Here is a 23,931-nt window from a genome sequence, read left to right on the forward strand (position 1 = left end):
GGCGGCGCGGAGCCGGTTGGCATTCTTGAGGAAGGCTGACATCCAGGTGTCTCTGTGAATTCGAATGCAACCGCCATCACAGCAGGGCAATTGGCCATCATGCCAATTGTCCCTCACCAGCTCAAGCTCGATTCGTCAGAGATACACGGTCAGCTCTGGCGTTCGAACTTGAGATCCCAGACGCCATGCCCCAGGCGCTCGCCACGGCGTTCGAACTTGGTGATGGGTCTTTCCTCGGGACGCGGTACATAGCCCGAGGCGTCGCCGAGGTTATTGTAACCGGGGGCGGCGTTCATGATCTCGAGCATGTGTTCGGCATAGGCCTGCCAGTCGGTGGCCATGTGCAGCACCCCGCCGACCTTGAGCTTTTGCCTGACCAGCTCGGCGAAGGCCGGCTGGACGATCCGCCGCTTGTGGTGGCGGCTCTTGTGCCAGGGATCGGGAAAGAACAGCAGTACCCGGTCCAGACTGGCATCGGCCACGCACTGGCGCAGGACCTCCAGGGCATCGCAGCTGTAGACCCGCAGATTGGTCAGCTCCTGGGTCATGGCGCCATTGAGCAACGCACCCACGCCCGGACGATGCACCTCGACGCCGATGAAATCCTGCTCCGGCGCGGCGGCAGCCATTTCCAGGGTGGAATGGCCCATGCCGAAGCCGATCTCGAAGGTACGCGGCGCCTGGCGCCCGAATACCTGGTCGAAATTCTGGGGGCCGTCGGTCAGCTCCAGACCGAAACGCGGCCACCCCTGGTCGAGACCACGTTGCTGGCCTTCGGTCATGCGGCCGGCGCGCATCACGAAGCTCTTGATGGTGCGCCGGGGGCGGTCGGGGGTCTGGTCGTCTTGATGATCGGTCATGGCGTTATCGATAGTGGGAAAAAGAGACGCCCGGCACAGGCCGGGCGCGTGATGGAGGGCGCCAGGTCTAGTTGACCAGGCCGTCCAGCGGCGAGGACGCGGTCGCATAGAGCTTGCGCGGCATGCGCCCGGCCAGATAGGCCAGGCGACCGGCGACGATGGCGTGCTTCATGGCTTCGGCCATCAGCACCGGCTCGCGGGCATGGGCGATGGCGCTGTTCATCAGCACCGCTTCGCAACCCAGCTCCATGGCGATGGTGGCGTCGGAGGCGGTACCCACCCCGGCATCCACCAGCACCGGCACCTTGGCCTCTTCGAGGATGATGCGCAGGTTGTAGGGATTGCAGATGCCCAGGCCCGAGCCGATCAGACCGGCCAGCGGCATGACGGCGATGCAGCCGATGGCCTCCAGCTGGCGCGCGACGATGGGGTCGTCGCTGGTATAGACCATGACGTCGAAGCCGTCGGCGACCAGGGTCTCGGCGGCCTTGAGGGTCTCGATGACATTGGGGAACAGGGTCTTCTGGTCGGCCAGGACTTCCAGCTTGACCAGGTTGTGACCGTCGAGCAGCTCGCGCGCCAGGCGGCAGGTGCGTACCGCTTCCACCGCGTCATAGCAGCCGGCGGTGTTGGGCAGGATGGTGTAGCGCTCGGGCGAGATCACGTCGAGCAGATTGGGTTCGCCGGGCGTCTGGCCGATGTTGGTGCGGCGCACCGCCACGGTGACGATCTCGGCGCCGGAGGCCTCGATGGCCACGCGGGTCTCTTCGAGGTCACGATACTTGCCGGTACCGACCAGCAGACGCGAGGCATAGGTGCGCCCGGCCAGGGTGAAGGGAGTGTCTTTCATCTGGATTCCTCTTTCGCGGCTAGCCGCCGCCGATGGCGTGGACCACTTCCAGCCGGTCGCCGTCCGCCAGGGCGGTGGTGGCGTGCTGGCTGCGCGGCACGATGTCGAGGTTGCGTTCCACCGCCACTCGCCGTCCGGTCAGGTCGAGACGCACGAGCAGGTCGGCGACGGTGGCACCGTCCGGCAATTCAAGGGATTCGCCGTTCAACAGGATCTGCATGGCAAAGGCATCGTCACGGGGTGAGCCGGCATTCTACGCCGGTCGGGCGTTCATTGCAGCGGCGCCGGGCCGGGAACGACGGCCAGCGCGCGCTCAGAGGCTGCTCAGGCGCCAGGCGAGGATGGCCAGGCAGGCCCAGCCGGCGAGAAAGCACAGGCCGCCGAAGGGGGTGATGATGCCCAGCCGCGAGATGCCGGTCAGCGTCAGCAGATAGAGGCTGCCGGAAAACAGCAGGATGCCGGCGATGAAGAAGCCACCGGCCCAGACCACCAGGCGCCCCTGGAAGTGCAGCGACAGCAAGGCGACGCCGAACAGCGCCAGGGCGTGGATGAGCTGATAGAGCACGCCGGTCTGGAACACCGCGAGGTAGTCGGCGGTGAGCCGGCCCCTGAGTCCGTGGGCGGCGAAGGCGCCAAGTCCGACACCGGTGAAGCCGGCCAGGGCCGCGAACAGCAGGAAGAGACGCAACATGGGTTTTACCGGGCGATGGGAGAGAAGCGCTGGTTATAATGGCCCGCTACCCGCCAAAGACCAAGCCGATGCTGCTCACCCTCCTCCGCCGTCTCCTGCGTATCGCCCTCTGGTTCGCCGCCCTCAGCGCTGCCCTGGTGCTGATCCTGCGCTGGGTACCGCCGCCGGGCAGCATGCTGATGGTGGAGCGCAAGGTCGAATCCTGGATCGACGGCAAACCCATCGACCTGCAGCGCGACTGGCGGCCCTGGAAGGAGCTGCCGGACGATCTCAAGATGGCGGTGATCGCCGGTGAAGACCAGCACTTCGCCGAGCATTGGGGGTTCGACATGGCGGCGATCCGCCAGGCCTTCAGCCACAACGAAGCCGGCGGTTCCCTGCGCGGCGCCAGCACCATCAGCCAGCAGACCGCCAAGAATCTCTTTCTCTGGAGCGGCCGCAGCTATCTGCGCAAGGCCTTCGAAGCCTGGTTCACCGTGCTGCTGGAAACCTTCTGGTCCAAGCAGCGCATCCTCGAGGTCTATCTCAACAGCGTGGAATGGGACGACGGCGTGTTCGGCGCCGAGGCCGCAGCCCGTCACCATTTCGGCATAGGTGCTCCCTACTTGTCCGATCGCCAGGCCAGCCTGCTGGCCGCCGTGCTGCCCAATCCCCGCGAATGGAGCCCGAGCCACCCGAGCGCCTATGTCGCCGAACGCGCCGCCTGGATCCGCCAGCAGGAGCGCCAGCTGGGCGGTAGCGACTACCTGCGGCGGATGACCGGGCAGTAGCAAGGCGACTTCGCACGCGGTTTTCAGCCTACAGACGCTATATCGCGGCCATGGGCCGCTCCTACGGACTTCCCGGTACTTGTAGGAGCGGCCCATGGCCGCGATGGCCAGAGCCTGATCCAAGCCAGCCTACTGGCTGGGCGATAAGATTTGCAGACATAAAAAAACCGCACCCTAAGGTGCGGTTTTTCAATCAACGAGCGGATCAGGCGGCGATATTGCCCTTGAGCTTGTTCATCGCGTTCTTTTCCAGCTGACGGATACGCTCTGCCGAGACGTTATACTTGGCCGCCAGCTCGTGCAGGGTCGCCTTTTCCTCGGCCAGCCAGCGCTGGTAGAGAATATCGCGACTGCGATCGTCCAGGCGTTCCAGGGCCTCGTGCAGATTGGCCGTGGAGCTGTCGGTCCAGTCGGCTTCTTCCAGCTGGCGTGCCGGATCGTAACGGCTGTCTTCCAGGTACTGGGCCGGTGACTGGTAGGCGGCATCGTCATCGGCATCGCTGGCCGGATCGAAGGCCATGTCCTGACCGGTCAGGCGGCTCTCCATCTCGCGCACTTCCCGAGGCTCCACGCCCAGGGTTTCGGCCACGCGATGGACCTCGTCGTTGTTCAGCCAGGCCAGCCGCTTCTTCTGACTGCGCAGGTTGAAGAACAGCTTGCGCTGCGCCTTGGTGGTGGCGACCTTGACGATGCGCCAGTTGCGCAGGATGAATTCGTGGATTTCCGCCTTGATCCAATGCACGGCAAAGGACACCAGGCGTACGCCCATTTCGGGGTTGAAGCGCTTCACGGCCTTCATCAGGCCGACGTTGCCTTCCTGGATCAGGTCGGCCTGGGCCAGACCGTAGCCGGAATAGCTCTTGGCGATATGTACCACGAAGCGCAGATGCGCGAGCACCAACTGCCGGGCGGCCTCGACGTCTTCCTTGTAGAAGAGGCGCTCGGCCAGTTCACGCTCCCGCTCCGGAGTGAGCAGCGGAATGCTGTTCACCGAATGCACATAGGCTTCCAGGCTGGCGCCGGGAACCAATGTAGGAACAGGTTGCAACGAAGTGGTCATGCGAATCCTCCGATTCACTAAGCACTGGGCAGTCTAACACTGATTTTTTGGACAGCGCCAGACTAGCCGAGGTTCCCTTAACCCCAGCTGAAAACCGCCTTGAAATGCTTGTGTCATCAGGGGGTTAGACCGTTTCCAAAGGTGTCGGAAACGGTCGTTGGTCAGCGCGGCGCGAGTTCGCGCAGGTGACGGGCGACGGCCAGCCAGGCACCGATGTAGCCGAGCAGCACGGCGCCGATCAGCAGTTGCAGCCCGTCTTCGATAGCGACACTGCCCAGGGCGAAATCGCTGCCGTAGAGGCCGGCCAGATCCAGCACCGCGCCGTTGAGCCAGTTGAGGCCGAACACCAGCAGCGCCCAGGCGGCGATGCCCGCGCCCAGGCCGAACAGCGCGCCCATGTAGAGGAAGGGCCGGCGCACGTAGCCGTCGGTGCCCCCCACCAGCTTGACCACCTCGATCTCGGTGCGGCGATTCTCGATGGCCAGGCGGATGGTGTTGCCGATCACCAGCAGCAGGGCGATCACCAGCACCACGGTCAGGCCGAAGACGAAGCGCTCGCCGAGCTTGAGGATGGCGGTGAGGCGCTCGACCCACTGCATGTCCAGCTGCACCTGCTGCACGCCGTTCATCTCGGCCAGCTGGCTGCGCAGCATGTCGAGACGACTCTTGTCGATTTCCTTGGGCGTCACGGCGATGACGCCGGGTAGCGGATTCTGCGGCAACTCGCGCAGCGCCTCGCCAAGACCGGCGTCCTGCTGCAATTCTTTCAGGGCATCGTCCGGGCTGATCCAGCGCGCCTCGGCCACATCGGGCAGGACCTTGATCTGGCTCATCAGCACCTCGGCCTGGTCCTGGCCGGTGCGCAGGTCGAGGAACACCGAGATCTGCGCCGCACGCTGCCAGGAGCCGCCCAGGCGCTCGACGTTCTTCAGCAGCAAGGACACCCCCATGGGCAGCGCCAGGGCGATACCCATCACCAGACAGGTGAGAAAGGTGCCTATGGGCTGCTGCACCATGCGCCTGAGGCTGTCCCTCAGGCCGGTGCGGTGGGCTTCGAGGTAGGCGTGCAGCGGGCTGCGCCAGTCGCTCTTGGGTTTCTTCGGGGCCTGGCGCTGCGGACGCTGGGGCTTGCCGCCCTGTTCCTGGCCACGGGGCAGTTCGGTGGCGCTCATGGCTGGCTCTCCTCTTCGTCGCCGATCAGGCGGCCGCGCTGCAAGGTCAGCATGCGATGGTGCAGCCGGGCGATGAGGGCATGGTCGTGGCTGGCGATCAGCACCGTGGTGCCGAGGCTGTTGATGTCCTCGAAGACGCCCATGATCTCCGAGGCCAGGCGTGGATCGAGGTTGCCGGTGGGTTCGTCGGCGAGCAGCAGGGCCGGACGATGCACCACGGCGCGGGCGATGCCTACCCGCTGCTGCTGGCCGGTGGAGAGTTCGGCCGGATAGTCGTCGAGCTTGTCCTTGAGGCTGACCCGCTCCAGAGCGGCGGCCACACGCTTGGCGATCTCGGGCTTGGACAGGCCGAGGATCTGCAGCGGCAGGGCGACGTTGTCGAACACGGTGCGGTCATAGAGCAGCTGGTGGTTCTGGAAGACCACGCCGATCTGCCGGCGCAGGAAGGGAATCTGCGCATTGGTGATGCGCGAGATGTCCTGGCCGGCCAGGGTCAGCTTGCCGCCGGTGGGCCTTTCCATGGCCAGGATCAACCGCATCAGGGTGCTCTTGCCGGCGCCGGAATGACCGGTGACGAAGAGAATCTCGCCGCGTTCGGCACGGAAGCTCAGTTCCTGCAGGCCGACGTGACCGTTGGGATAGCGCTTGGAGACGCGGTCGAACTGGATCATGAGACGCCCCGCTCCGCGAACAGGGCCTGGACGAAGGGCCGCGCCTCGAAGGGCCGCAGGTCGTCGATGCCTTCGCCGACGCCGACATAGCGGATCGGCAGGGCGCTCTGCTTGGCCAAGGCGAAGATCACCCCACCCTTTGCGGTGCCGTCGAGCTTGGTCAACGCCAGGCCGGTCAGGGGCACCGCATTGTGAAACTGCTTGGCTTGGTTGAGGGCGTTCTGGCCGGTACCGGCGTCGAGCACCAGCAGGGTCTCGTGGGGCGCCGCCTCGTCCAGCTTGCCGATCACCCGGCGTACCTTGCGCAGCTCCTCCATGAGATTGTCCTTGGTGTGCAGCCGGCCGGCGGTGTCGGCGATCAGCACATCGATGCCACGGGCCTTGGCGGCTTGCACCGCGTCGAAGATCACCGAGGCGGAGTCGGCGCCGGTGTGCTGGGCGATGACCGGGATGCGGTTGCGCTCGCCCCAGACCTGCAGCTGCTCCACGGCGGCGGCGCGGAAGGTGTCGCCAGCGGCCAGCATGACCTTCTTGCCGTCGTTCTGCAGGCGCTTGGCCAGCTTGCCGATGGTGGTGGTCTTGCCGGCGCCGTTCACACCGACCACCAGGATGACGTAGGGCTTGTGCGAGGTGTCGATCACCAGCGGCTGTTCCACCGGCAGCAGCATCTCGGTGAGCTCCTGCTGCAGGGCCTGATAGAGCGCCTCGCTGTCGGCCAGCTGCTTGCGCGCCACCTTCTGGGTCAGGTTGCGCATGATGACGCCGGTCGCCTCGACGCCGACGTCGGCGGTCAGCAGGCGGGTTTCCAGTTCTTCGAGCAGGTCGTCGTCGATGGCCTTCTTGCCAAGGAACAGACTGGCCATGCCCTCGCCGAGGCTGGCGCTGGTCTTGGACAGACCCTGGCGCAGGCGGGCGAAGAAGCCCAGCTTGGCCGGTTCGGCGGGAGCGGCGACGACGGCGGGTGGAGCGGGCTCGGGCTCGGGTTCGGGTTCGGGTTCGGGCGCAACCACCTCGGGTTCAGGACGGACCGGGGCGACGGGCGCAACGGGTACGACCGGGGCGGGAGCGGGCTCAGGCTCAACCGGCACAACCGGAGGCAGCGGCGCGACCGGCGCAGCCACTGGCTCGGGCTCCGGCTCGGGCGCCCTCACCGGTTCGACCTCGACCGGCGGCACGATGGGATCGGCCACCAGCGGCTCGACCAGCGCCGTGAGCGCCACTGGCGACGGCGCCTCCTCTTCGGCGACCGGCACCGGGGTCAGCGAGGGAATCGCCTCCGGCGGCTCGGGCACCGGCTCCGGGTGCTGCACCGGCTCGCTGGCCAGCGGCTCGGGCAGGCGCTCTTCCGGCGCAGGGGCGGGGGCTTCGGCAGGCGTCGCTACGGGTTCGGCAGTCTTCTTGCGGAACCAGCCGAACAGGCCTTTCTTCTCCGTGGGGGGAGACTTCTTGTCGTCGGATCCAAACATGCGGGGCTCTGTATCGAACGGACGAACCGGCTGCGGGAGCTCCGCCAGGCGGGGCTCGACCGTCAGGCATGGCCGTCGGGAAAAGGGATGCGTATCCTAGCAGCCTGCCGGGCGGAAGACCTCCCCGTCGGCGAAAAACGCGCGACCGTCCCCAGGACGCAGCCGCTTCGTCCCCTACCGCGCTACAAGGCCTGCTCTCGCGATGCCCGCCTCCCGCTTCCGTCGGACCGCCCTGGTCGTCCTGCTCAGCCTGCTCTCCCCCTTCGCCCTGGCCACGGCCAGCCGGCAGAACACCGAGGAATTCACCCTCGACAACGGCCTCAAGCTGGTGATCCGCGAAGATCACCGGGCGCCGGTCGCCGTGGTGCAACTCTGGTACCGCGTGGGTTCGAGCCTGGAGGCGCCCGGGGCGACCGGCCTGTCCCATGCCCTGGAACACCTGATGTTCAAGGGCAGCCGCAAGCTCGGTGCCGGCGAGGCCTCGCACCTGCTGCGCGACCTGGGCGCCGAGGAAAACGCCTTCACCACCGACGACTACACCGTCTATTACCAGCTGCTCGCCCGCGATCGCCTGCCCGTGGCCCTGGAGCTGGAAGCCGATCGCATGCAGCACCTGCGCCTGGAACCGGACGAAGTCAGCCGCGAGCTGGAAGTCATCAAGGAAGAACGCCGGCTGCGCACCGATGACCGACCCGAGGCGCTGTCCTTCGAGCGCTTCAAGGCCGCCGCCTACCCGGCCAGCGGCTACCGCAACCCCACCATCGGCTGGCCCCAGGACCTGCAGCGCCTCGGCGTGGACGACCTGCGTCGCTGGTACCAGACCTGGTACGCACCCAACAACGCCACCCTGGTGGTGGTGGGCGACGTCGAGCCCCAGGCGATCCGCGCCGAGGTGCAGCGCTGGTTCGGCGGCATCCCCCGCAGCGACCTGCACGCGCCGCGGCGGCCGCTGGAATTGCCGGCGCCGGGCGAGCGGCGCCTGGCGCTGCAGGCCCGCGAACTGCCCAGCCTGCTGATGGGCTTCAACGTGCCCAGCCTGGCCACCGCCGCCCAGCCGCGCGATGCCTATGCGCTGCAACTGCTGGCCGCCCTGCTCAGCGGCGGCTCGGGGGCACGCCTGCCCAGTCGTCTCGAACGCGGCGCGGAAGTGGCCAGCAGCGTGCGCGCCGCCTATGGCGCCTATACCCGCGGCGACAGCCTCTTCCTGCTCAGCGGCACCCCCAATACCCAGCGTGGCAAGACCCTCGACCAGCTGGAAGCGGCCTTCTGGGCGCAACTGGAGCTGCTCAAGCGCGAGCCGCCCAGCGCCGAGGAACTGGCCCGGGTCCGCGCCCTGCTGGTGGCCGGATTGGTCTATGGCCGCGACTCCATCACCGCCCAGGCCAGCAGCATCGGTCAGCTGGAAAGCGTCGGCCTCGGCTGGCGTCAGGGCGATCGGTTGCTCGACGAACTGGGCCGGGTCACCCCCGACGACCTGCGCCGCGTGGCCCATACCTACTTCACTCGCGAGCGCCTGACCCTGGGCCAGTTGCGCCCCGAACCCGCCGCGGAGGCTCGTCGATGAAGCGCCTGCTGTGCCTTGCGCTGTGCCTGCTCGCGGGCTGTCAGTCCCCCACCCCAGTCGGCGACCTGGCGCGCGCCTATCCCGCCGTGGACAGCCTCAAGACCCTCAAGGAGGCACCGCCCCTGGGGCGCCAGCTGGACATCCAGCGCTGGCGCACCGCCGAGGGCGCCCAGGTGCTGTTCGTGCCGGCGCCGGAATTGCCGATGTTCGACGTGCGCCTGATCTTCGCCGCCGGCAGCAGCCAGGACGGCGCCACGCCGGGCCTGGCCATGCTGACCAACGGCCTGCTCAACGAAGGCATCCCGGGACGCGATGCCGGCGCCATCGCCGACGGCTTCGAGCGCCTGGGCGCCGATTTCAGCAACGGCGCCTACCGTGACCAGGCGGTGGCCGGGCTGCGCACCCTCGCCGATCCGGCCCACAGCGAACCGGCCCTGGTACTGCTGGCCGACGTGGTCGGTCGCCCGACCTTTCCCGCCGAGGCCATCCAACGCATCCGCGACCAGTTGCTGACGCTGATCGCCGCCAGCCGTCGCGAGCCGGCCAGCCTGGCCGGCGAAGCCCTGCAGGAACGTCTCTATGGCAGCCATCCCTATGCCCATTCGCCACGGGGCACGGCAGCCGGACTGGCACGCCTCGACGCGGCCAGCCTCAGGGCCTTCCATGCCCGTGCCTATGCCGCCGGCAATGCCGTGATCGCCCTCACCGGCGACCTGGATCGCGCCCGCGCCGAGCAGATCGCCGCCCAGCTGTCGCGCGCCCTGCCCCGCGGCCCGGCCCTGCCGCCACTGCCGGTGCCAGCGCCTGCCGCACCGGCCCGGGTGCAGCTGGAGATCCCGGCGCAGCAGACGCGCCTGCTGCTCGGCCAACTCGGCATCACCCGCCGCGATCCCGACTATGCCGCCCTCTTCGTCGGCAACCAGATCCTTGGCGGTGGCGGTTTCGGCAGTCGCCTGATGACCGAATTGCGCGAACGCCGCGGCCTCACCTACGGCGTCAGCTCGGGCTTCACCCCCATGCGTCAGCCTGGCCCCTTCACCCTCGGCCTGCAGACCCGCGCCGAACTGGGCGATGCCACCCTGGCCTTGGTCCGTGACCTGCTGCGCGACTACCTGGCCCAGGGCCCTACCCAGGCCGAACTGGACCGCGCCAAGCGGCAGATCGAAGGCAGCTTCCCACTGGCCAACGCCAGCAACGGCGCCATCGTCGCCCAACTGGGCAACATCGGCTTCTATGACCTGCCCAGCAGCTACCTCGATGACTTCCTCCAGCAGGTCCGCCGGCTGACGGTGGAACAGGTGCATGCCGCCCTACAGCGCCACCTGGATCCGGCCAACTTCGTCGTGGTCAGCGCCGGCCCACGGGTCGCCCAGCAGCCGCTGCCGCCACCCCGCCCTCTTCCCAACCTGCCGCCCAGCGGCGTTCCGGAGCACTAGCATGGCCCAGAAGACCGCCAACCAACTGCGCATCATCGGTGGCGACTGGCGCAGCCGGCGCTTCGTCTTTCCCGATGCCCTGGGCCTGAGACCCACCCCGGATCGGGTCCGCGAGACCCTGTTCAACTGGCTGGCCGCCGTCACCCCGGGCGCCCGGGTGCTGGACCCCTTCGCCGGCAGTGGCGCCCTACTGCTGGAAGCCCTGTCCCGCGGCGCCGGCCCGGCGCTGGCCTTCGACCTCAATGCCCAGGCCGCCCATGCCCTGCGCGGCCATCTGCAGGCCCTCGGCTGCGCCCAGGCCGAGGTACGCCAAACCGACGCCCTGCAGGCGCTGGCCAAGCCGGCGGCGACGCCCTTCGACCTGGTGTTTCTTGATCCGCCCTTTGGCCAGGACCTGCTGGAGCCGGCCTGCGCGGCCCTGGAAGCCCAGGGCTGGCTTGCCGCGGACGCCTGGATCTACACCGAGAGCGAGACCCAGCCCTCGCGCCTGAGCCTGCCCGCGACCTGGCAGCTGCACCGCGAGAAGAAGACCGGCAACGTCCACTACGCCCTCTGGCACCGCCAGGCGTGAACAGCGCCCCCTTTCGCCCGGCGCGCTGGCTGCCCGGCCCGCACCTGCAGACCCTCTGGGGCTCGCTGTGGCGCCGCCTGCCGCCCATCACTCGTCCGCGCGAACGGCTATGGCTGGAGGATGGCGACTTCCTCGATCTGGACTGGTATCACGCCGAGGACCCACAGGCGCCCCTGGTGCTGATCGCCCACGGCCTGACCGGCAGCTCCGGCTCCCACTATGTGCTCGGCCTGCAATTCGCCCTGGCCGCACGCGGCTGGGCCAGCGTCGGCCTCAACTGGCGTGGCTGCTCCGGCGAACCCAACCGCCTGCCCCGTGGCTATCACTCCGGCGTCAGCGAAGACCTGGCGGCGGTGGTGCGTCATCTGCAGGCCAGCCGTCCGGACGCGCCGCTGTATGGCGTGGGCTTTTCCCTGGGCGGCAACGTGCTGCTCAAGTACCTGGGCGAGCGCGGCGCGGACAGTGGTCTCAGCGCCGCGGCGGCGGTCTCGGTGCCCTTTCGCCTGGACCTCTGCGCCGATCGCATCGGCATCGGCTTCTCGCGCATCTACCAGCGGCACTTCATCCGCGAACTGGCGCGCTACGTGCGCGACAAGCAGGCGCTGTTCGATCGCGACCTTCACCCCGAACAGCACGAGATCCTCGCGCGCCTGGGGCCGCCCGAGGGACTCAAGACCTTCTGGGACTTCGACGATCGCTACACCGCGCCCCTGCACGGCTTTCGCGATGCCCGGGACTACTACCGGCAGGCCTCCAGCCGCTACTACCTGGGGGGTATCCGCATCCCCACCTTGCTGATCCAGGCCGAGGACGACCCCTTCATCGGCACCGACGCCCTGCCCGCCCGCGCCGAACTGGCGCCCGACACCCTGTTCGAGCGCCTGCTCCATGGCGGCCATGTCGGCTTCGTCGGCGGTTCCTTCCGCGACCCGGACTACTACCTGGAAAGGCGCATCCCCGACTGGCTGGTCAGCCAGAGGGCGGCGCCATCCGGCCGATAAACGCCCACGGGTCGGCGATCCCGGCGGCTGTCGCCTTGGCCTCACTCCGCCCCTGAGCTACCATCCAAGCCCCAACAGCTTCGCCCCCAGGACAGCGTCATGAACCGAGTGCTATACCCCGGCACCTTCGACCCCATCACCAAGGGCCATGGCGATCTGGTGGAGCGCGCCTCGCGGCTGTTCGACGAAGTCGTGGTGGCGGTGGCGGCCAGCCCCAAGAAGAATCCGCTGTTTCCGCTGGAGCGCCGGGTCGAGCTGGCCAAGGCGGTGACCGCGCACCTGCCCAACGTCGAGGTGATCGGCTTCAGCTGCCTGCTGGCCACCCTGGTGGAACAGCAGAAGGCGACCATCATCCTGCGCGGCCTGCGTGCGGTGTCGGATTTCGAATTCGAATTCCAGCTGGCCAACATGAACCGGGTGCTGGCGCCCCAGGCGGAAAGCATGTTCCTGACCCCGTCGGAACACTATTCCTACCTGTCTTCCACCCTGGTGCGGGAGATCGCGGCGCTCGGCGGCGACGTGACCAAGTTCGTCCATCCCACCGTGCATCAGGCGCTGCTGGAGCGTTTTGCCCCGACCAGCTGATTAACCCCAAGGACTGTCGGGTGCAGCCGGCGCGCGGATGGGGCAAAATGCGCGCCTGACTTTTGGATCGCTGCGCGTTCGCGCAGCGTGGAGCCGACGATGTCCCTCATCATTACCGACGATTGCATCAACTGCGACGTGTGCGAGCCCGAGTGCCCGAACGGCGCCATCTCCCAGGGTGCGGAGATCTACGTGATCGATCCGAACCTGTGCACCGAGTGCGTGGGCCACTACGACGAACCCCAGTGCCAGCAGGTCTGCCCGGTGGACTGCATCCCCCTCGACGAGAACCATGTCGAGACCAAGGAGCAGTTGCACGACAAGTATCTGAAGATCAGCGGCCAGGCTTAAGCGGCCCGGCGCCAGGGCCTATTCGGTACGCCCGTACCCGCTCTGGGTGCAGCCCAGGCAGCGCACGAAGGCCGCCTTGCCCGGTTCGACCACCAGCGCCTTGCCGGCCTTGCCGATGTTTCCGCCGGCGGCGGTGAATGGCAGACTGACCACAAAGACGCCCGCGCCGATCACGGTGGCGGCGATCAGCAGCGGCCGCGCGATCAAGAGATCGCCGATCATGGAAAAGGCGGCGGGAGCCTGGGCTTCACCGAACGCCTGGTCGGCGGTCTGATACTCGGTGACGTCACCCTGAGCCTGTTGCGCCTGCGCTGGCAGGACCTGCATCGTCAGGGCCAGCGCCAGCACGGCAGCCAGGCTACGGAACGGATTCATACGGCTGATCCCTTGCGCGGTTGTGATGGTGGTCCCTGAACTATAACAGGCCGCCCGCACTTGTCATGCGGGCGGACCCCAGACGTCATTCGGCGCGGACGACCGGCTGCGGCGCGCGGCGATGGGCATAGACCATCAGCGCGATGCCGCCGAGCACCATGGGCACGCAGAGCACCTGCCCCATGGTCAGCCAGCCCCAGGCCAGATAGCCGAGCTGGGCGTCGGGTACCCGGACGAATTCGACGATGAAGCGGAAGATGCCGTAGCAGAGCACGAACAGCCCGGACACGGCCATGGTCGGCCGCGGCTTGCGCGAGTACAGCCAGAGGATCACGAACAGCGCCACCCCTTCCAGGGCGAACTGATAGAGCTGCGAGGGATGGCGCGGCAACTGGGCCGGATCGCTGTAGGGCGGAAAGATCATCGCCCAGGGCACGTCGGTGGGCTTGCCCCAGAGTTCGGCGTTGATGAAGTTGCCGATGCGGCCGGCACCGAGGCCGATGGGCACCAGCGGCGCGATGAAGTCCATCAGTTCGAAGAAGCCCTTGTTGTGGCGCTTGCCGAACCACCAGACCGCCAGGATCACCCCGAGCAGGCCGCCGTGGAAGGACATGCCGCCCTTCCAGACCTCGAAAATCAGCGTCGGATTGGCGATGTATTCCGCCAGGTTGTAGAACAGCACGTAGCCGAGTCGCCCGCCGGCGATGACCCCCAGCGCCACCCAGAACACCAGATCGGACAGGGTCTCGCTGGTCCAGCGCGGATCGAAGCGATTGAGTCGCCGCTTGGCCAGCCACCAGGCGCCACCGATCCCCACCAGGTACATGAGGCCGTACCAGTGGATCTTCAGCGGCCCCAGCGACAGGGCCACCGGGTCTATTTGCGGATACGGCAGCATGGTGCCTCCTTGAAAGGGATCAGAGTAAGAAATTGAGACCGACGCCGAACAGCAACAGGGCAAACAGGCGCTTGAGCAGCCGGGGCGACAGGCGATGGGCCAGCCGCGCACCGAAACGGGCCGAGAACATGCTGGTCAGGGCGATACCCAGCAAGGCCGGCAGATAGACATAGCCCAGACTCCAGGCGGGCAGGCCCGGCTGCTGCCAGCCGACCAGGATGAAGGACAGCGCCCCGGACAGGGCGATGGGCAGGCCGCAGGCCGCCGAGGTGGCCACCGCCTGCTGCATGCTCAGGCTGCGCCAGATCAGGAAGGGTACGGTGAGCGAGCCGCCGCCGATGCCGAAGATGGCCGAGGCCCAGCCGATCACCACCCCGGCCACCGTCAGCGCCGGTTTGCCCGGTTCGCCGGCCTGGGCCTTGGGGCGCAGGTCCAGCGCCAGCTGGAGGGCGATGAGGATGGCGAAGGTGCCGATGATCTTCTGCAGCAGCGGGCCGTGGATGGCGGCGGCGGTCAGGGCGCCCAGGGCGCTGCCGAAGACGATGCCCAGGGCCATCCAGGCGAACAGCCGCCAGCGCACGGCGCCGAGTCGGTGGTGGGCCCAGACGGAATTGAGCGAGGTGAAGACGATGGTGGCCAGCGAGGTACCCACCGCCAGGTGGGTGAGGATGTCCGGATCGAGGCCCTGGGCGGTAAAGCTGTAGACCAGCACCGGCACGATGATCAGGCCGCCGCCAACCCCGAACAGACCGGCCAGCAGCCCGGCGCAGACGCCGAGCACCAGGAAGAGCAAGAGATCCATCATCACCTCGGGCGCAGGAGGCGGCATGGTACGCCGCTGCCTGCCCGGCGGGAAGCGGCCTTCCCGCCGGGCACGCTCAGCTCTGGACGCTGGCCGCCGGGTTGATCACCCGACCCAGTCCGAGATTGCGCAAGGCCAGATGCAGGGCGCTGTGGATGACCTGGGGATTGTCGATCTGGCGCATCTGCTGCACCAGCTCGCGGGCCTTTTCCAGGGTGACCTGGCGCAGCAGCCACTTCACCTTGGGCAGGTTGGTGGCGTTCATCGACAGGGTGTCGAAGCCCATGCCCATGAGCAGCACCGCCGCCGCCGGATCCCCGGCCATCTCGCCGCAGATGCTCACCGGCACCCCTTCGGCGTGGGCGCCATCGACCACCTGTTGCAGCGCCTGCAGCACCGCCGGGTGGAAGTAGTCGTAGAGATCGGCCACCCGCGGGTTGTTGCGATCCACCGCCAGCAGGTACTGGGTCAGGTCGTTGGAGCCCACCGAGATGAAGTCCACCTGGCGCGCCAGATCGCGGGCCTGGTAGACCGCCGAGGGCACCTCGACCATGACCCCCACCGGCGGCATGGGGATGTCGACGCCTTCGTCACGCACCTCGCACCAGGCACGGTGCAGCAGATGCTGGGACTCCTCCACCTCGTGCACGCCGGAAATCATCGGCAGCATGATGCGCAGGTTGTTCAGGCCCTCGCTGGCCTTGAGCATGGCGCGGGTCTGCACCAGGAAGATTTCCGGATGATCCAGGGTGACGCGGATGCCGCGCCAGCCCAGGAAGGGGTTGTCTTCCTTGATCGGGAAATAGGACAACGCCTTGTCGCCGCCTACGTCCAGGGTGCGCATGGTCACCGGCGCCGGATGGAAGGCGGCCAGTTGCTCGCGATAGATGGAGAGCTGCTCCTTCTCGCTGGGAAAGCGCTCGTTGACCATGAAGGGCACTTCGGTGCGATACAGCCCGACCCCTTCGGCGCCGCGCTGCTGGGCACGGGCCACATCGGCCATCAGGCCGGTGTTGACCCACAGCGGCATGCGGTGACCGTCGAGGGTCTCGCAGGGCAGGCTGCGCAGGGCGTCGAGGCCCTGGGTCAGCTGGCGCTCCTCTTCCACTACGTCGCCATACTGCTTGATCAGCGTCGGCGACGGATTGGTGAAGATTTCGCCGTGGTAGCCGTCGACGATGAGGTCGATGCCATCCACCTTGGAATACGGCAGGTCCACCGCGCCCATCACGGTCGGCACGCCCATGGCACGCGCCAGGATGGCGACGTGGGAGTTGCCCGAGCCGAGTACCGAGATCAGGCCGACCAGGCGCCCCTCGGGCACCTCGCCGAGCATGGCCGGCGAGAGCTCCTCGCTGACCAGAATGGTGTTTTCCGGATAGATCAGGCAGGCCTGGTGGGCCTGCTGCAGATAGGCCAGCAAGCGGCGCCCGAGGTCACGCACGTCGGCGGCGCGTTCGCGCAGATAGGCGTCGTCCATCAGCTCGAAGCGCTGGACGTGCTCCATCACCACCTGGCGCAGGGCGCCCTGGGCCCACTGGCCGCTCTTGATGATGGTGGTCACCTCGTTACCGAGGGCGGCGTCGTCGAGCATCATCAGATAGACGTCGAACAGCGCCTGCTCTTCCTTGCGCAACTGGGTGGACAGCCGCTTGGACAGCGCCTTCATGTCCGCCCGTACGCCTTCGAGCGCCGAGCGGAACAGTTGCAGCTCGGCGTCGATGTCGGTCACGGTCTTGTCCGGGACCACTTCCAGGTCGGCCGGTGGCAGGACCACCACGGCCTTGCCGACGCCGACCCCGGGCGCGCCGGGGATGCCGACGAAGCGGGCTTCCTGGATGCCCCTGCCCTGCCGATCCAGACCACGGATGGTCCCGGTGGCCTCGGCATGGGCGATCACCCCGGCGAGCTGGGCGCTCATGGTGACCAGGAAGGCTTCCTCGCCTTCGTCGAACTGACGGCGTTCCTTCTGCTGCACCACCAGCACGCCCATGACCCGGCGGTGGTGGATGATGGGTGCACCGAGGAAAGACGCATAGCGCTCCTCACCGGTCTCGGCAAAATAGCGAAAGCGCGGGTGGCTGGCGGCGTCTTCGAGATTGAGCGGTTCTTCGCGGGTGCCGACCAGGCCGACCAGGCCCTCGTTGGGGGCCATGCTGACCCGGCCGATGGACCTCTTGTTGAGGCCTTCGGTGGCCATGAGCACGAAACGGTTGGTGTCGGGATCCAGCAGATAGACGGAGCAGACCTGCGACTGCATGGCCGCGCGGACGCGCTGCACGATGATGGACAGTGCCGACCCCAGATCCTTGGCGGCATTGACCTCCTGGACGATCTTGCGCAGAACTGCAAGCATCTAGCGCCTCCGCAGCCGACGCCCGGCGAGTCTGCCGGCGTGCATCACGTGTCGTTCATCCTGCATGACCACAGCTTCTCCTCACCTCTTTCGCACCGGCCGTACCGGCAATCAGGCCAGCAAGCGGGGTGCCAACTCCTTGAGCGCCCGCCGATAGACCTCTCGCTTGAAGGTCACCACCTGGCCCAGAGGGTACCAGTAGCTTACCCAGCGCCAGCCATCGAATTCCGGCTTACCCGTCACATCCATCCGCACCCGCTGCTCTTCCGCGGTCAGCCGCAGCAGAAACCACTTCTGCTTCTGGCCGATGCACAGCGGACGGCTGTGGGTGCGCACCATGCGCTGCGGCAGACGATAGCGCAACCAGCCCCGGGTACAGGCCAGGATACGGACATCATCGGGGCTCAGCCCCACCTCTTCGTTGAGCTCCCGGTACAGCGCCTCTTCGGGCGTTTCCCGGTCATCGATCCCACCCTGGGGAAACTGCCAGGCATCTTGGTTGATGCGGCGAGCCCACAGTACTTGGCCGGCATCGTTGGCGAGAATGATGCCGACATTGGGGCGAAAACCATCAGCGTCGATCACGGCTGCCACCCTTGAAAAATATCGTTGCCCGCATTGTTCCACAAAGCCCGACAGCCCAGCAATGCAAGCTCCGGACCGACCGGGGCGCGGCCGACCGGCGCAGGCTCCCGGCAACCGCCGCGACCTGCAAAGGCCCGCATTATGGTGGTCGCCAGCTGAACGTCGGCTTAAGGGCGGGCAATCGTCGTGCGCTAGCGGAAATGCCGCTGTACGGCCATGTAGACCGCCAGCGCCAGACCGATCCAGCCGACCAGCCAGAAATAATCGAGATAGCCCAGCACCTGACTCTGGCGGGTGACCAGACTGGAGATCTGCGCCAGGGCGCTGTCGGCGCCAGTGACCTGCCGATAGCGTTCGCCGTAGGCCTGGTAGTTCGGGGCATAGGGGTTGACCGCAGCGCTGAGCACCGTGGCATGGAAGGCGTCGCGCCACTGCAGGAAGACGTTGGACAGCACGATACCCATGGGCATGACCAGTTGCTGGGTCATGTTCTTGATTTGGTAGGCCTGGCTGAAATAGGCCGGCTCGACGCGCATGAAGGTGTACATGATGATCACCGCGAAGGTGCCGATCAGGTAGGTGCCATGCATCATCAGGCCCGGCACCAGCTGCTGATAGAGGGGCACGTCGCCGTGCTGGTGCACCATCCAGAAGCCGTAGCCGGCCAGCAGCAGATAGCCCGCCACCAGGTACTTGCGAAAGCCGCCCCAGGGAAAGCGCTCGCGCAGCCGCACCGAGGTGATCATCAGCAAGGGTGCCAGGCCGCACAGCCAGCCCAGCGCCATGACGCCCCCGGCGGTATAAACCGGCAGCTGCAGACCGTTGACCACGTACTGGGGAATGATGAAGTTGTAGGCCCCGAGCAGGAAGTAATTGAGCATCATGAACAGCATGCCGGCGAGAAAGCCGGGGGTGATGGCGTGCTTGAAGGCCAGGGTCGGCCGTGCCAGGCCGCGCTCGTAATAGACGTAGAGCCCGAGGATGGCCGTGCCCAGCAGCAGCTCCAGGGCCAGCCACGGACCATCGCTGAAGAAATCGAAGGCCAGCCGCTGGGTGGTGGTGGTCAACAGCAGACTGCCACCCGCCAGCAGTACCATGGACAGCAGCGACGGCGCCCCGGAATTCTCCAGCGGGTGGGAACGGCGCGGCAGCGACAGCCAGATGCAAATGGCCACCAGCGCGCAGGCCAGCGCCGGCACCATGAAGATGGCACGCCACTGATGGCCTTCCAGCAATTCCGCGGTGGTGAAGGACGCCAGCGCACCCCCCAGGGGCACGCCCGAGGCAAAGGCGCGGATCCCGGTCGGCAGCTGCGGACCGGAGAAATACATCTGCACCAGCACCCGCGCCCCGGCAAAGAAGGTGGCGGCGCCGGCGCCCATCAGGACGCGTCCGGCGATGAAGATCGGCAGATCGGTGGCCACCAGGCAGCACACCTGGCCGACCAGATGGATGCCGACGGCGGTAAAGATCAGGTTGCGATAGCCCAGGCGCTGGGCGAACCACTGGTGCGGCGCGCTGGTGACGATGACGGCGACGCTGTAGCAGGCGGTCGCCAGGCTGTAGCTGCGCGGGTCGATGCCGAGGCCGCCATAGACATAGCGGTTGGCCAGGGCGATGGACAGGTTGTCGAGAAAGTACACCAGCACCATCAGGGTGATGCTCAGCAGCAGCAGGCCGCGGTGATGGGGGCGATCGGTGTCGTCGGCGTACATGAAGACCCAAGGCTGGCACTAAGGGGGCCAGTCGTGGACCCTGCGTCTGGCACGGGGTTCAGAGGCCGCGTTGTCGCAGCCTCCTTCAGGTGATGCGCATCGCGTCCCGGCTCAGCCAGGTAGCAGGGCCCGGACGTCGGCTAGGAGTTCGTCCGGCACCTCCACCCAGCCACGGGTGGTATTGCGAGCCCGCGCCTGGTAGCGGCGCTGCGACGGCAGGCGGGCGCCCTGGGCCTCGATGCCGGCGAACAACTGCTCGGCGCGCTGCTGGTAGTCGCCTACCGCGGCGCCGAGAAAACGCTGGGGATCGAAGGCCAGGATGAGTTCGCCGTGATAGGGCAAGCCACCCGCGCCGGCGTCGACCGCGGAAGATTCCGGGCTGGTGAGATCGCCGATCAGGGGTCCGGCGAGCAATTCGATCATGGCCGACAGCGCCGAGCCCTTGTGACCACCAAAGGTGAGCATGGCGCCCTCCTCCAGCACGGTGCGGGCATCGCTGCTGGGAGCGCCCTCGGCATCCACTCCCCAGCCCTCCGGCAAGGCCTTGCCGGCACGGCGGTGCAATTCGATCTCGCCGCGAGCCACGGCGCTGGTGGCGAAATCGAAGACGAAGGGTTGCCCTTCCGGCCGCGGCCAGCCAAAGGCGATGGGATTGGTACCGAACAGCGGGCGGCGACCGCCGGCGGGGGCGACATAGGCCTGGGTCGGATTGCAGGCCAGGGCCACCAGGCCCCTGGCGGTGAGGGCTTCCATCTCCACCCAGAGCGCCGAGAAGTGCACGCAGTTGTTGATCGCCAGGGCCGCCAGGCCACAGGCGCGCGCCTTGGCTTCCAGCAGCGGCAGACCGGCGTGGAAGGCCAGCGGCGAGAAGCCACCCCCGGCATCGACCCGGACGATGGCCGGCGCCACGTCCTCGATGCGGGGTTCGGCATCCGGCACCACCTTGCCGGCCTTGAGCGTCTTGACGATGCCCAGCAGCCGATAGATGCCGTGGGAGGCACAGTCATCACGCTGGCCGGCCACCATCATGGCGGCGATGGCTGTACTCTGCGGTTGACTGAAACCCTGGGCCGCGAGCACCTCTTCGGCCAGGTGCTGCAGCTCTTCCAGGGTCATCTGGGCCATGGCGGCGCTCCATCGGGAAAACCCCGACTATGCCGCAACCGGCCACGGCCCGCTCGCTCGACTTGGGACCGGTCATGCCGATCCCGGCACAGTCAGCCCTGGTGGTAGCGCCCCGACAACTCGTGGACGGCTTCGATGAAGGCGCCGGCATGGGCCGGATCCACCTCGGGGGTGATGCCGTGACCCAGGTTGAAGACGTGGCCGCTGCCCTGGCCATAGCTTTCCAGGATACGCCCCACCTCGGCGCGAATGGCCGCCGGCTTGGCGTAGAGCACGCTGGGGTCCATGTTGCCCTGCAGGGCAACCTTGGCACCCACGCGGCGGCGCGCTTCGCCAATGTCGCAGGTCCAGTCCAGGCCCAGGGCCTCGGCGCCGCTGTCGGCCAGGCTTTCCAGCCAGAGACCGCCGTTCTTGGTGAAGAGGATCACCGGTACCTGTCGTCCTTCATGCTCGCGGATCAGCCCGGCGACGATCTTGCGCATATAGGCCAGGGAGAACTCCTGGTAGGCCGCGGCGGACAGATTGCCGCCCCAGGTATCGAAGATCTGCACCGCCTGGGCACCGGCGCGAATCTGGCCGTTGAGGTAGGCGGTGACCGCCTGGGCCAGCTTGTCCAGCAGCAGGTGCAGGGCCTCGGGGGTGTCGTAAAGCATGGCCTTGGCCTTGCGGAAATCCTTGCTGGAGCCGCCTTCGATCATGTAGGTGGCCAGGGTCCAGGGGCTGCCGGAAAAGCCGATCAGGGGTACCCGGCCGTCCAGCGCCGCGCGGATGGTGCGCACGGCGTCCATCACGTAGCCCAGGTCGGATTCGGCATCGGGGATCGGCAGCGCCTCGATGTCGGCCGGGGTATCGATCACCTTGCGAAAGCGCGGACCCTCGCCGGTCTCGAAATAGAGGCCCTGGCCCATGGCATCGGGGATGGTGAGGATGTCGGAGAAGAGGATGGCCGCATCCAGGGGATAGCGCTCCAGCGGCTGCAAGGTCACCTCGCAGGCGAATTGCGGGTTCTTGCACAGACTCATGAAGTCACCGGCGCGGGCCCGGCTGGCGCGGTACTCGGGCAGGTAGCGCCCGGCCTGGCGCATCATCCACACCGGGGTGACGTCCACCGGCTGCTTGAGCAGGGCACGCAGGAAACGGTCGTTCTTCAGGGCAGTCATGGCGACATCCGGCAGCAAAAGTGCCGGCATTGTCGCAAAGCGGCTGGCAAAAGGCACGGCAGGGGGGCGTGCCTTTTATCTATCGGGGTGATGGGGTGCTCCGTAGGGTGACGGTGCAGCCTCGCCTATCGCCGGACGGTCATCCAGATGGAAAACGCTGTGCGGTTTTCAATCCTACGGCTCGGCGGGCTAATCGTGGCCATGCCGGTGCGCCGTAGCGACCGCTCCTACAGAGTGACGTTTTTCGTAGGAGCGGCCCATGGCCGCGATTGCTTGGCGGATACTGCACGAAGCCCCGTGCCGGCAGGATCCCACCCCAAAAAAAAGCCGACCGGCTTGCACCGGTCGGCTCTTGTCCAGCGGCCTGGCCTCAGACGCCCAGGTAGTCGAGGATGCCCTCGGCGGCGTTGCGGCCTTCGAAGATGGCGGTCACCACCAGATCGGAGCCGCGCACCATGTCGCCACCGGCAAAGATCTTCGGGTTGCTGGTCTGGTGCTTGAACTCGTGCAGCCCCGGCGCGACGACCCGGCCCTGGCTGTCGATGTCGATGTTGAACTGCTCGAACCAGGGCGCGGGACTCGGGCGGAAACCGAAGGCGATGACCACCGCATCGGCCGGCAGGATCTCCTCGGAACCGGGGATCGGCTCGGGGCTGCGGCGGCCACGGGCATCGGGCTCGCCCAGACGGGTTTCCACCACCTTGACGCCTTCCACCTTGTCTTCACCGATGATGGCGATGGGCTGGCGGTTGAAGAGGAACTTCACGCCCTCTTCCTTGGCGTTCTTCACTTCCTTGCGCGAGCCCGGCATGTTGGCGGCGTCGCGGCGATAGGCGCAGGTCACGCTCTTGGCACCCTGGCGGATGGAGGTGCGGTTGCAGTCCATGGCGGTGTCACCACCGCCCAGGACCACCACGCGCTTGCCCTTCATGTCGACGAAGTCGGCCGCATCCTTTTCGAAGCCCAGGTTGCGGTTGACGTTGGCCACCAGGAAATCCAGGGCGTCGTGGACGCCAGGCAGGTCTTCGCCGGGGAAGCCGCCCTTCATGTAGGTGTAGGTACCCATGCCCAGGAAGACCGCATCGAATTCCTCGAGCAGCTGATCCATGGTCACGTCCTTGCCCACCTCGGTGTTCAGACGGAATTCCACGCCCATGCCGCCGAAGACCTCGCGACGGCGACTGAGCACGGTCTTTTCCAGCTTGAATTCGGGGATGCCGAAGGTCAGCAGGCCACCGATCTCGGGATGCTTGTCGAACACCACCGGGGTCACGCCGTTGCGTACCAGGATGTCGGCACAACCCAGGCCGGCCGGACCGGCACCGATCACGGCGACGCGCTTGCCGGTCGGCTTGACCTTGGACATGTCCGGGCGCCAGCCCATGGCGAAGGCGGTGTCGGTGATGTATTTCTCCACCGAACCGATGGTCACCGCGCCGAAACCGTCATTGAGGGTACAGGCGCCCTCGCAGAGTCGATCCTGCGGGCAGACCCGGCCACAGACCTCGGGCAGGGTGTTGGTCTGGTGCGCCAGCTCCGCCGCCGCCAGGATGTTGCCTTCGGAGACCAGCTTGAGCCAGTTGGGAATGAAGTTGTGCACCGGGCACTTCCATTCGCAATAGGGGTTGCCGCAACCCAGGCAGCGGTGCGCCTGCTCGGCGGCCTGCTGCGGCTTGAAGGGATCGTGGATCTCGACGAATTCCTTCTTGCGCTGGCGCAGCAGCTTCTTCTTTGGATCCTTGCGACCGACCTCGATGAACTGGAAGTCGTTGTTCAGACGTTCAGCCATTTCCAAACCTCTTGAAGCGACGCCCCTTCAGATGGGCGCCACGAGCTATCACGGTGAAACCGGCGCCTTGAGGCGCCG

General features: G+C 67.0%; 24 protein-coding genes. 7 read left to right on the forward strand and 17 right to left on the reverse strand.

Features of this window, described 5'->3' with window-relative positions:
* Positions 1-149: 149 nt before the first annotated feature.
* From trmB to BMZ43_RS13145, 4 genes are all read right to left on the reverse strand, one after another.
* Positions 150-860 (reverse strand): tRNA (guanosine(46)-N7)-methyltransferase TrmB, encoded by a 711-nt coding sequence (gene trmB, locus BMZ43_RS13130; RefSeq protein WP_093254179.1) that lies wholly within the window; start codon positions 858-860, stop codon positions 150-152.
* Positions 861-927: 67 nt separating this feature from the next.
* A complete protein-coding gene (locus BMZ43_RS13135) occupies positions 928-1,710 on the reverse strand; it encodes a thiazole synthase (protein WP_007161654.1) in 783 nt (260 codons plus the stop codon).
* A 19-nt stretch (positions 1,711-1,729) separates the two neighbouring features.
* Complete coding sequence (gene thiS, locus BMZ43_RS13140; RefSeq protein ID WP_007161653.1) at positions 1,730-1,930, reverse strand: sulfur carrier protein ThiS; 201 nt, start codon at positions 1,928-1,930, stop codon at positions 1,730-1,732.
* A gap of 93 nt (positions 1,931-2,023) precedes the next feature.
* Entirely contained in the window at positions 2,024-2,401 is a 378-nt protein-coding gene (locus tag BMZ43_RS13145; protein ID WP_093254181.1) for a DUF423 domain-containing protein, read from the reverse strand.
* A 68-nt stretch (positions 2,402-2,469) separates the two neighbouring features.
* On the opposite strand from BMZ43_RS13145, the gene mtgA reads away from it, so the two are divergent.
* Positions 2,470-3,171, forward strand: a complete 702-nt coding sequence (gene mtgA / locus BMZ43_RS13150) for a monofunctional biosynthetic peptidoglycan transglycosylase (protein WP_093254183.1) — start codon at positions 2,470-2,472, stop codon at positions 3,169-3,171.
* A gap of 205 nt (positions 3,172-3,376) precedes the next feature.
* On the opposite strand, the gene rpoH is transcribed toward mtgA, so the two are convergent.
* The 4 genes from rpoH to ftsY form a co-directional block, all read right to left on the reverse strand.
* Positions 3,377-4,231, reverse strand: coding sequence for an RNA polymerase sigma factor RpoH (gene rpoH, locus BMZ43_RS13155; protein WP_026083834.1), 855 nt, complete (start codon positions 4,229-4,231; stop codon positions 3,377-3,379).
* Positions 4,232-4,392: 161 nt separating this feature from the next.
* Positions 4,393-5,403, reverse strand: coding sequence for a permease-like cell division protein FtsX (gene ftsX, locus BMZ43_RS13160; RefSeq protein ID WP_017641003.1), 1,011 nt, complete (start codon positions 5,401-5,403; stop codon positions 4,393-4,395).
* Positions 5,400-6,074: a cell division ATP-binding protein FtsE gene (ftsE, locus tag BMZ43_RS13165; RefSeq protein ID WP_007161647.1), complete on the reverse strand. Its 675-nt coding sequence runs from the start codon at positions 6,072-6,074 to the stop codon at positions 5,400-5,402. The genes ftsX and ftsE overlap by 4 nt, the downstream gene beginning before the upstream one ends.
* On the reverse strand, positions 6,071-7,540 hold the full coding sequence (gene ftsY / locus BMZ43_RS13170; protein WP_093254184.1) for a signal recognition particle-docking protein FtsY: 1,470 nt from the start codon (positions 7,538-7,540) through the stop codon (positions 6,071-6,073). Before ftsY ends, ftsE begins: the two co-directional genes overlap by 4 nt.
* Before the next feature lie 202 nt (positions 7,541-7,742).
* On the opposite strand from ftsY, the gene BMZ43_RS13175 reads away from it, so the two are divergent.
* From BMZ43_RS13175 to BMZ43_RS13200, 6 genes are all read left to right on the forward strand, one after another.
* Positions 7,743-9,104 (forward strand): M16 family metallopeptidase, encoded by a 1,362-nt coding sequence (locus BMZ43_RS13175; RefSeq protein WP_093254185.1) that lies wholly within the window; start codon positions 7,743-7,745, stop codon positions 9,102-9,104.
* Complete coding sequence (locus BMZ43_RS13180) at positions 9,101-10,540, forward strand: M16 family metallopeptidase (protein ID WP_093254186.1); 1,440 nt, start codon at positions 9,101-9,103, stop codon at positions 10,538-10,540. Before BMZ43_RS13175 ends, BMZ43_RS13180 begins: the two co-directional genes overlap by 4 nt.
* A gap of 1 nt (position 10,541) precedes the next feature.
* A complete protein-coding gene (gene rsmD / locus BMZ43_RS13185; RefSeq protein WP_093254187.1) occupies positions 10,542-11,111 on the forward strand; it encodes a 16S rRNA (guanine(966)-N(2))-methyltransferase RsmD in 570 nt (189 codons plus the stop codon).
* Positions 11,108-12,112 carry a hydrolase gene (locus BMZ43_RS13190; RefSeq protein ID WP_093254188.1) on the forward strand — a complete coding sequence of 335 codons (1,005 nt, stop codon included), beginning with the start codon at positions 11,108-11,110 and terminating at the stop codon, positions 12,110-12,112. The genes rsmD and BMZ43_RS13190 overlap by 4 nt, the downstream gene beginning before the upstream one ends.
* 99 nt (positions 12,113-12,211) lie before the next feature.
* Positions 12,212-12,697 (forward strand): pantetheine-phosphate adenylyltransferase, encoded by a 486-nt coding sequence (gene coaD, locus BMZ43_RS13195; RefSeq protein ID WP_093254189.1) that lies wholly within the window; start codon positions 12,212-12,214, stop codon positions 12,695-12,697.
* 99 nt (positions 12,698-12,796) lie between these two features.
* Positions 12,797-13,048, forward strand: coding sequence for a YfhL family 4Fe-4S dicluster ferredoxin (locus BMZ43_RS13200; RefSeq protein ID WP_007161640.1), 252 nt, complete (start codon positions 12,797-12,799; stop codon positions 13,046-13,048).
* 18 nt (positions 13,049-13,066) lie between these two features.
* Here BMZ43_RS13200 and BMZ43_RS13205 read toward each other — a convergent pair whose 3' ends face one another.
* The 9 genes from BMZ43_RS13205 to BMZ43_RS13245 all read right to left on the reverse strand — a co-directional run bounded on the left by BMZ43_RS13205 (position 13,067) and on the right by BMZ43_RS13245 (position 23,853).
* On the reverse strand, positions 13,067-13,423 hold the full coding sequence (locus tag BMZ43_RS13205) for a hypothetical protein (protein WP_017641010.1): 357 nt from the start codon (positions 13,421-13,423) through the stop codon (positions 13,067-13,069).
* An 85-nt stretch (positions 13,424-13,508) separates the two neighbouring features.
* On the reverse strand, positions 13,509-14,321 hold the full coding sequence (gene lgt / locus BMZ43_RS13210; RefSeq protein WP_017641011.1) for a prolipoprotein diacylglyceryl transferase: 813 nt from the start codon (positions 14,319-14,321) through the stop codon (positions 13,509-13,511).
* Between the two features lie 19 nt (positions 14,322-14,340).
* Positions 14,341-15,123, reverse strand: coding sequence for a sulfite exporter TauE/SafE family protein (locus tag BMZ43_RS13215; RefSeq protein ID WP_093254190.1), 783 nt, complete (start codon positions 15,121-15,123; stop codon positions 14,341-14,343).
* Between the two features lie 76 nt (positions 15,124-15,199).
* The gene (ptsP, locus tag BMZ43_RS13220; protein WP_093254191.1) at positions 15,200-17,479 is read right to left on the reverse strand and encodes a phosphoenolpyruvate--protein phosphotransferase; all 2,280 of its coding nucleotides are present in this window, start codon (positions 17,477-17,479) and stop codon (positions 15,200-15,202) included.
* Between the two features lie 111 nt (positions 17,480-17,590).
* Positions 17,591-18,064, reverse strand: coding sequence for an RNA pyrophosphohydrolase (locus BMZ43_RS13225; RefSeq protein WP_007161635.1), 474 nt, complete (start codon positions 18,062-18,064; stop codon positions 17,591-17,593).
* Between the two features lie 191 nt (positions 18,065-18,255).
* On the reverse strand, positions 18,256-19,779 hold the full coding sequence (locus tag BMZ43_RS13230; protein ID WP_064309262.1) for an MFS transporter: 1,524 nt from the start codon (positions 19,777-19,779) through the stop codon (positions 18,256-18,258).
* Positions 19,780-19,890: 111 nt separating this feature from the next.
* Positions 19,891-20,904, reverse strand: coding sequence for an Ldh family oxidoreductase (locus BMZ43_RS13235; RefSeq protein ID WP_093254192.1), 1,014 nt, complete (start codon positions 20,902-20,904; stop codon positions 19,891-19,893).
* A 92-nt stretch (positions 20,905-20,996) separates the two neighbouring features.
* Positions 20,997-22,064 carry a uroporphyrinogen decarboxylase gene (hemE, locus tag BMZ43_RS13240; protein ID WP_093254193.1) on the reverse strand — a complete coding sequence of 356 codons (1,068 nt, stop codon included), beginning with the start codon at positions 22,062-22,064 and terminating at the stop codon, positions 20,997-20,999.
* A 370-nt stretch (positions 22,065-22,434) separates the two neighbouring features.
* Positions 22,435-23,853, reverse strand: coding sequence for an FAD-dependent oxidoreductase (locus BMZ43_RS13245; RefSeq protein ID WP_093254196.1), 1,419 nt, complete (start codon positions 23,851-23,853; stop codon positions 22,435-22,437).
* Positions 23,854-23,931: the final 78 nt, after the last annotated feature.

The sequence above is a fragment of the Pseudomonas sp. Snoq117.2 genome, assembly GCF_900110545.1.
In the GTDB taxonomy this organism is placed as follows: Bacteria; Pseudomonadota; Gammaproteobacteria; order Pseudomonadales; family Pseudomonadaceae; genus Chryseomonas; species Chryseomonas benzopyrenica.

What these genes read in the sequence shown, in the direction of transcription:
- trmB (WP_093254179.1), bottom strand. Translation starts at nt 860, where the DNA reads ATGACCGATCATCAAGACGACCAGACCCCCGACCGCCCCCGGCGCACC.
- BMZ43_RS13135 (WP_007161654.1), bottom strand. Translation starts at nt 1,710, where the DNA reads ATGAAAGACACTCCCTTCACCCTGGCCGGGCGCACCTATGCCTCGCGT.
- thiS (WP_007161653.1), bottom strand. Translation starts at nt 1,930, where the DNA reads ATGCAGATCCTGTTGAACGGCGAATCCCTTGAATTGCCGGACGGTGCC.
- BMZ43_RS13145 (WP_093254181.1), bottom strand. Translation starts at nt 2,401, where the DNA reads ATGTTGCGTCTCTTCCTGCTGTTCGCGGCCCTGGCCGGCTTCACCGGT.
- mtgA (WP_093254183.1), top strand. Translation starts at nt 2,470, where the DNA reads ATGCTGCTCACCCTCCTCCGCCGTCTCCTGCGTATCGCCCTCTGGTTC.
- rpoH (WP_026083834.1), bottom strand. Translation starts at nt 4,231, where the DNA reads ATGACCACTTCGTTGCAACCTGTTCCTACATTGGTTCCCGGCGCCAGC.
- ftsX (WP_017641003.1), bottom strand. Translation starts at nt 5,403, where the DNA reads ATGAGCGCCACCGAACTGCCCCGTGGCCAGGAACAGGGCGGCAAGCCC.
- ftsE (WP_007161647.1), bottom strand. Translation starts at nt 6,074, where the DNA reads ATGATCCAGTTCGACCGCGTCTCCAAGCGCTATCCCAACGGTCACGTC.
- ftsY (WP_093254184.1), bottom strand. Translation starts at nt 7,540, where the DNA reads ATGTTTGGATCCGACGACAAGAAGTCTCCCCCCACGGAGAAGAAAGGC.
- BMZ43_RS13175 (WP_093254185.1), top strand. Translation starts at nt 7,743, where the DNA reads ATGCCCGCCTCCCGCTTCCGTCGGACCGCCCTGGTCGTCCTGCTCAGC.
- BMZ43_RS13180 (WP_093254186.1), top strand. Translation starts at nt 9,101, where the DNA reads ATGAAGCGCCTGCTGTGCCTTGCGCTGTGCCTGCTCGCGGGCTGTCAG.
- rsmD (WP_093254187.1), top strand. Translation starts at nt 10,542, where the DNA reads ATGGCCCAGAAGACCGCCAACCAACTGCGCATCATCGGTGGCGACTGG.
- coaD (WP_093254189.1), top strand. Translation starts at nt 12,212, where the DNA reads ATGAACCGAGTGCTATACCCCGGCACCTTCGACCCCATCACCAAGGGC.
- BMZ43_RS13200 (WP_007161640.1), top strand. Translation starts at nt 12,797, where the DNA reads ATGTCCCTCATCATTACCGACGATTGCATCAACTGCGACGTGTGCGAG.
- BMZ43_RS13205 (WP_017641010.1), bottom strand. Translation starts at nt 13,423, where the DNA reads ATGAATCCGTTCCGTAGCCTGGCTGCCGTGCTGGCGCTGGCCCTGACG.
- lgt (WP_017641011.1), bottom strand. Translation starts at nt 14,321, where the DNA reads ATGCTGCCGTATCCGCAAATAGACCCGGTGGCCCTGTCGCTGGGGCCG.
- BMZ43_RS13215 (WP_093254190.1), bottom strand. Translation starts at nt 15,123, where the DNA reads ATGGATCTCTTGCTCTTCCTGGTGCTCGGCGTCTGCGCCGGGCTGCTG.
- ptsP (WP_093254191.1), bottom strand. Translation starts at nt 17,479, where the DNA reads ATGCTTGCAGTTCTGCGCAAGATCGTCCAGGAGGTCAATGCCGCCAAG.
- BMZ43_RS13230 (WP_064309262.1), bottom strand. Translation starts at nt 19,779, where the DNA reads ATGTACGCCGACGACACCGATCGCCCCCATCACCGCGGCCTGCTGCTG.
- BMZ43_RS13235 (WP_093254192.1), bottom strand. Translation starts at nt 20,904, where the DNA reads ATGGCCCAGATGACCCTGGAAGAGCTGCAGCACCTGGCCGAAGAGGTG.
- hemE (WP_093254193.1), bottom strand. Translation starts at nt 22,064, where the DNA reads ATGACTGCCCTGAAGAACGACCGTTTCCTGCGTGCCCTGCTCAAGCAG.
- BMZ43_RS13245 (WP_093254196.1), bottom strand. Translation starts at nt 23,853, where the DNA reads ATGGCTGAACGTCTGAACAACGACTTCCAGTTCATCGAGGTCGGTCGC.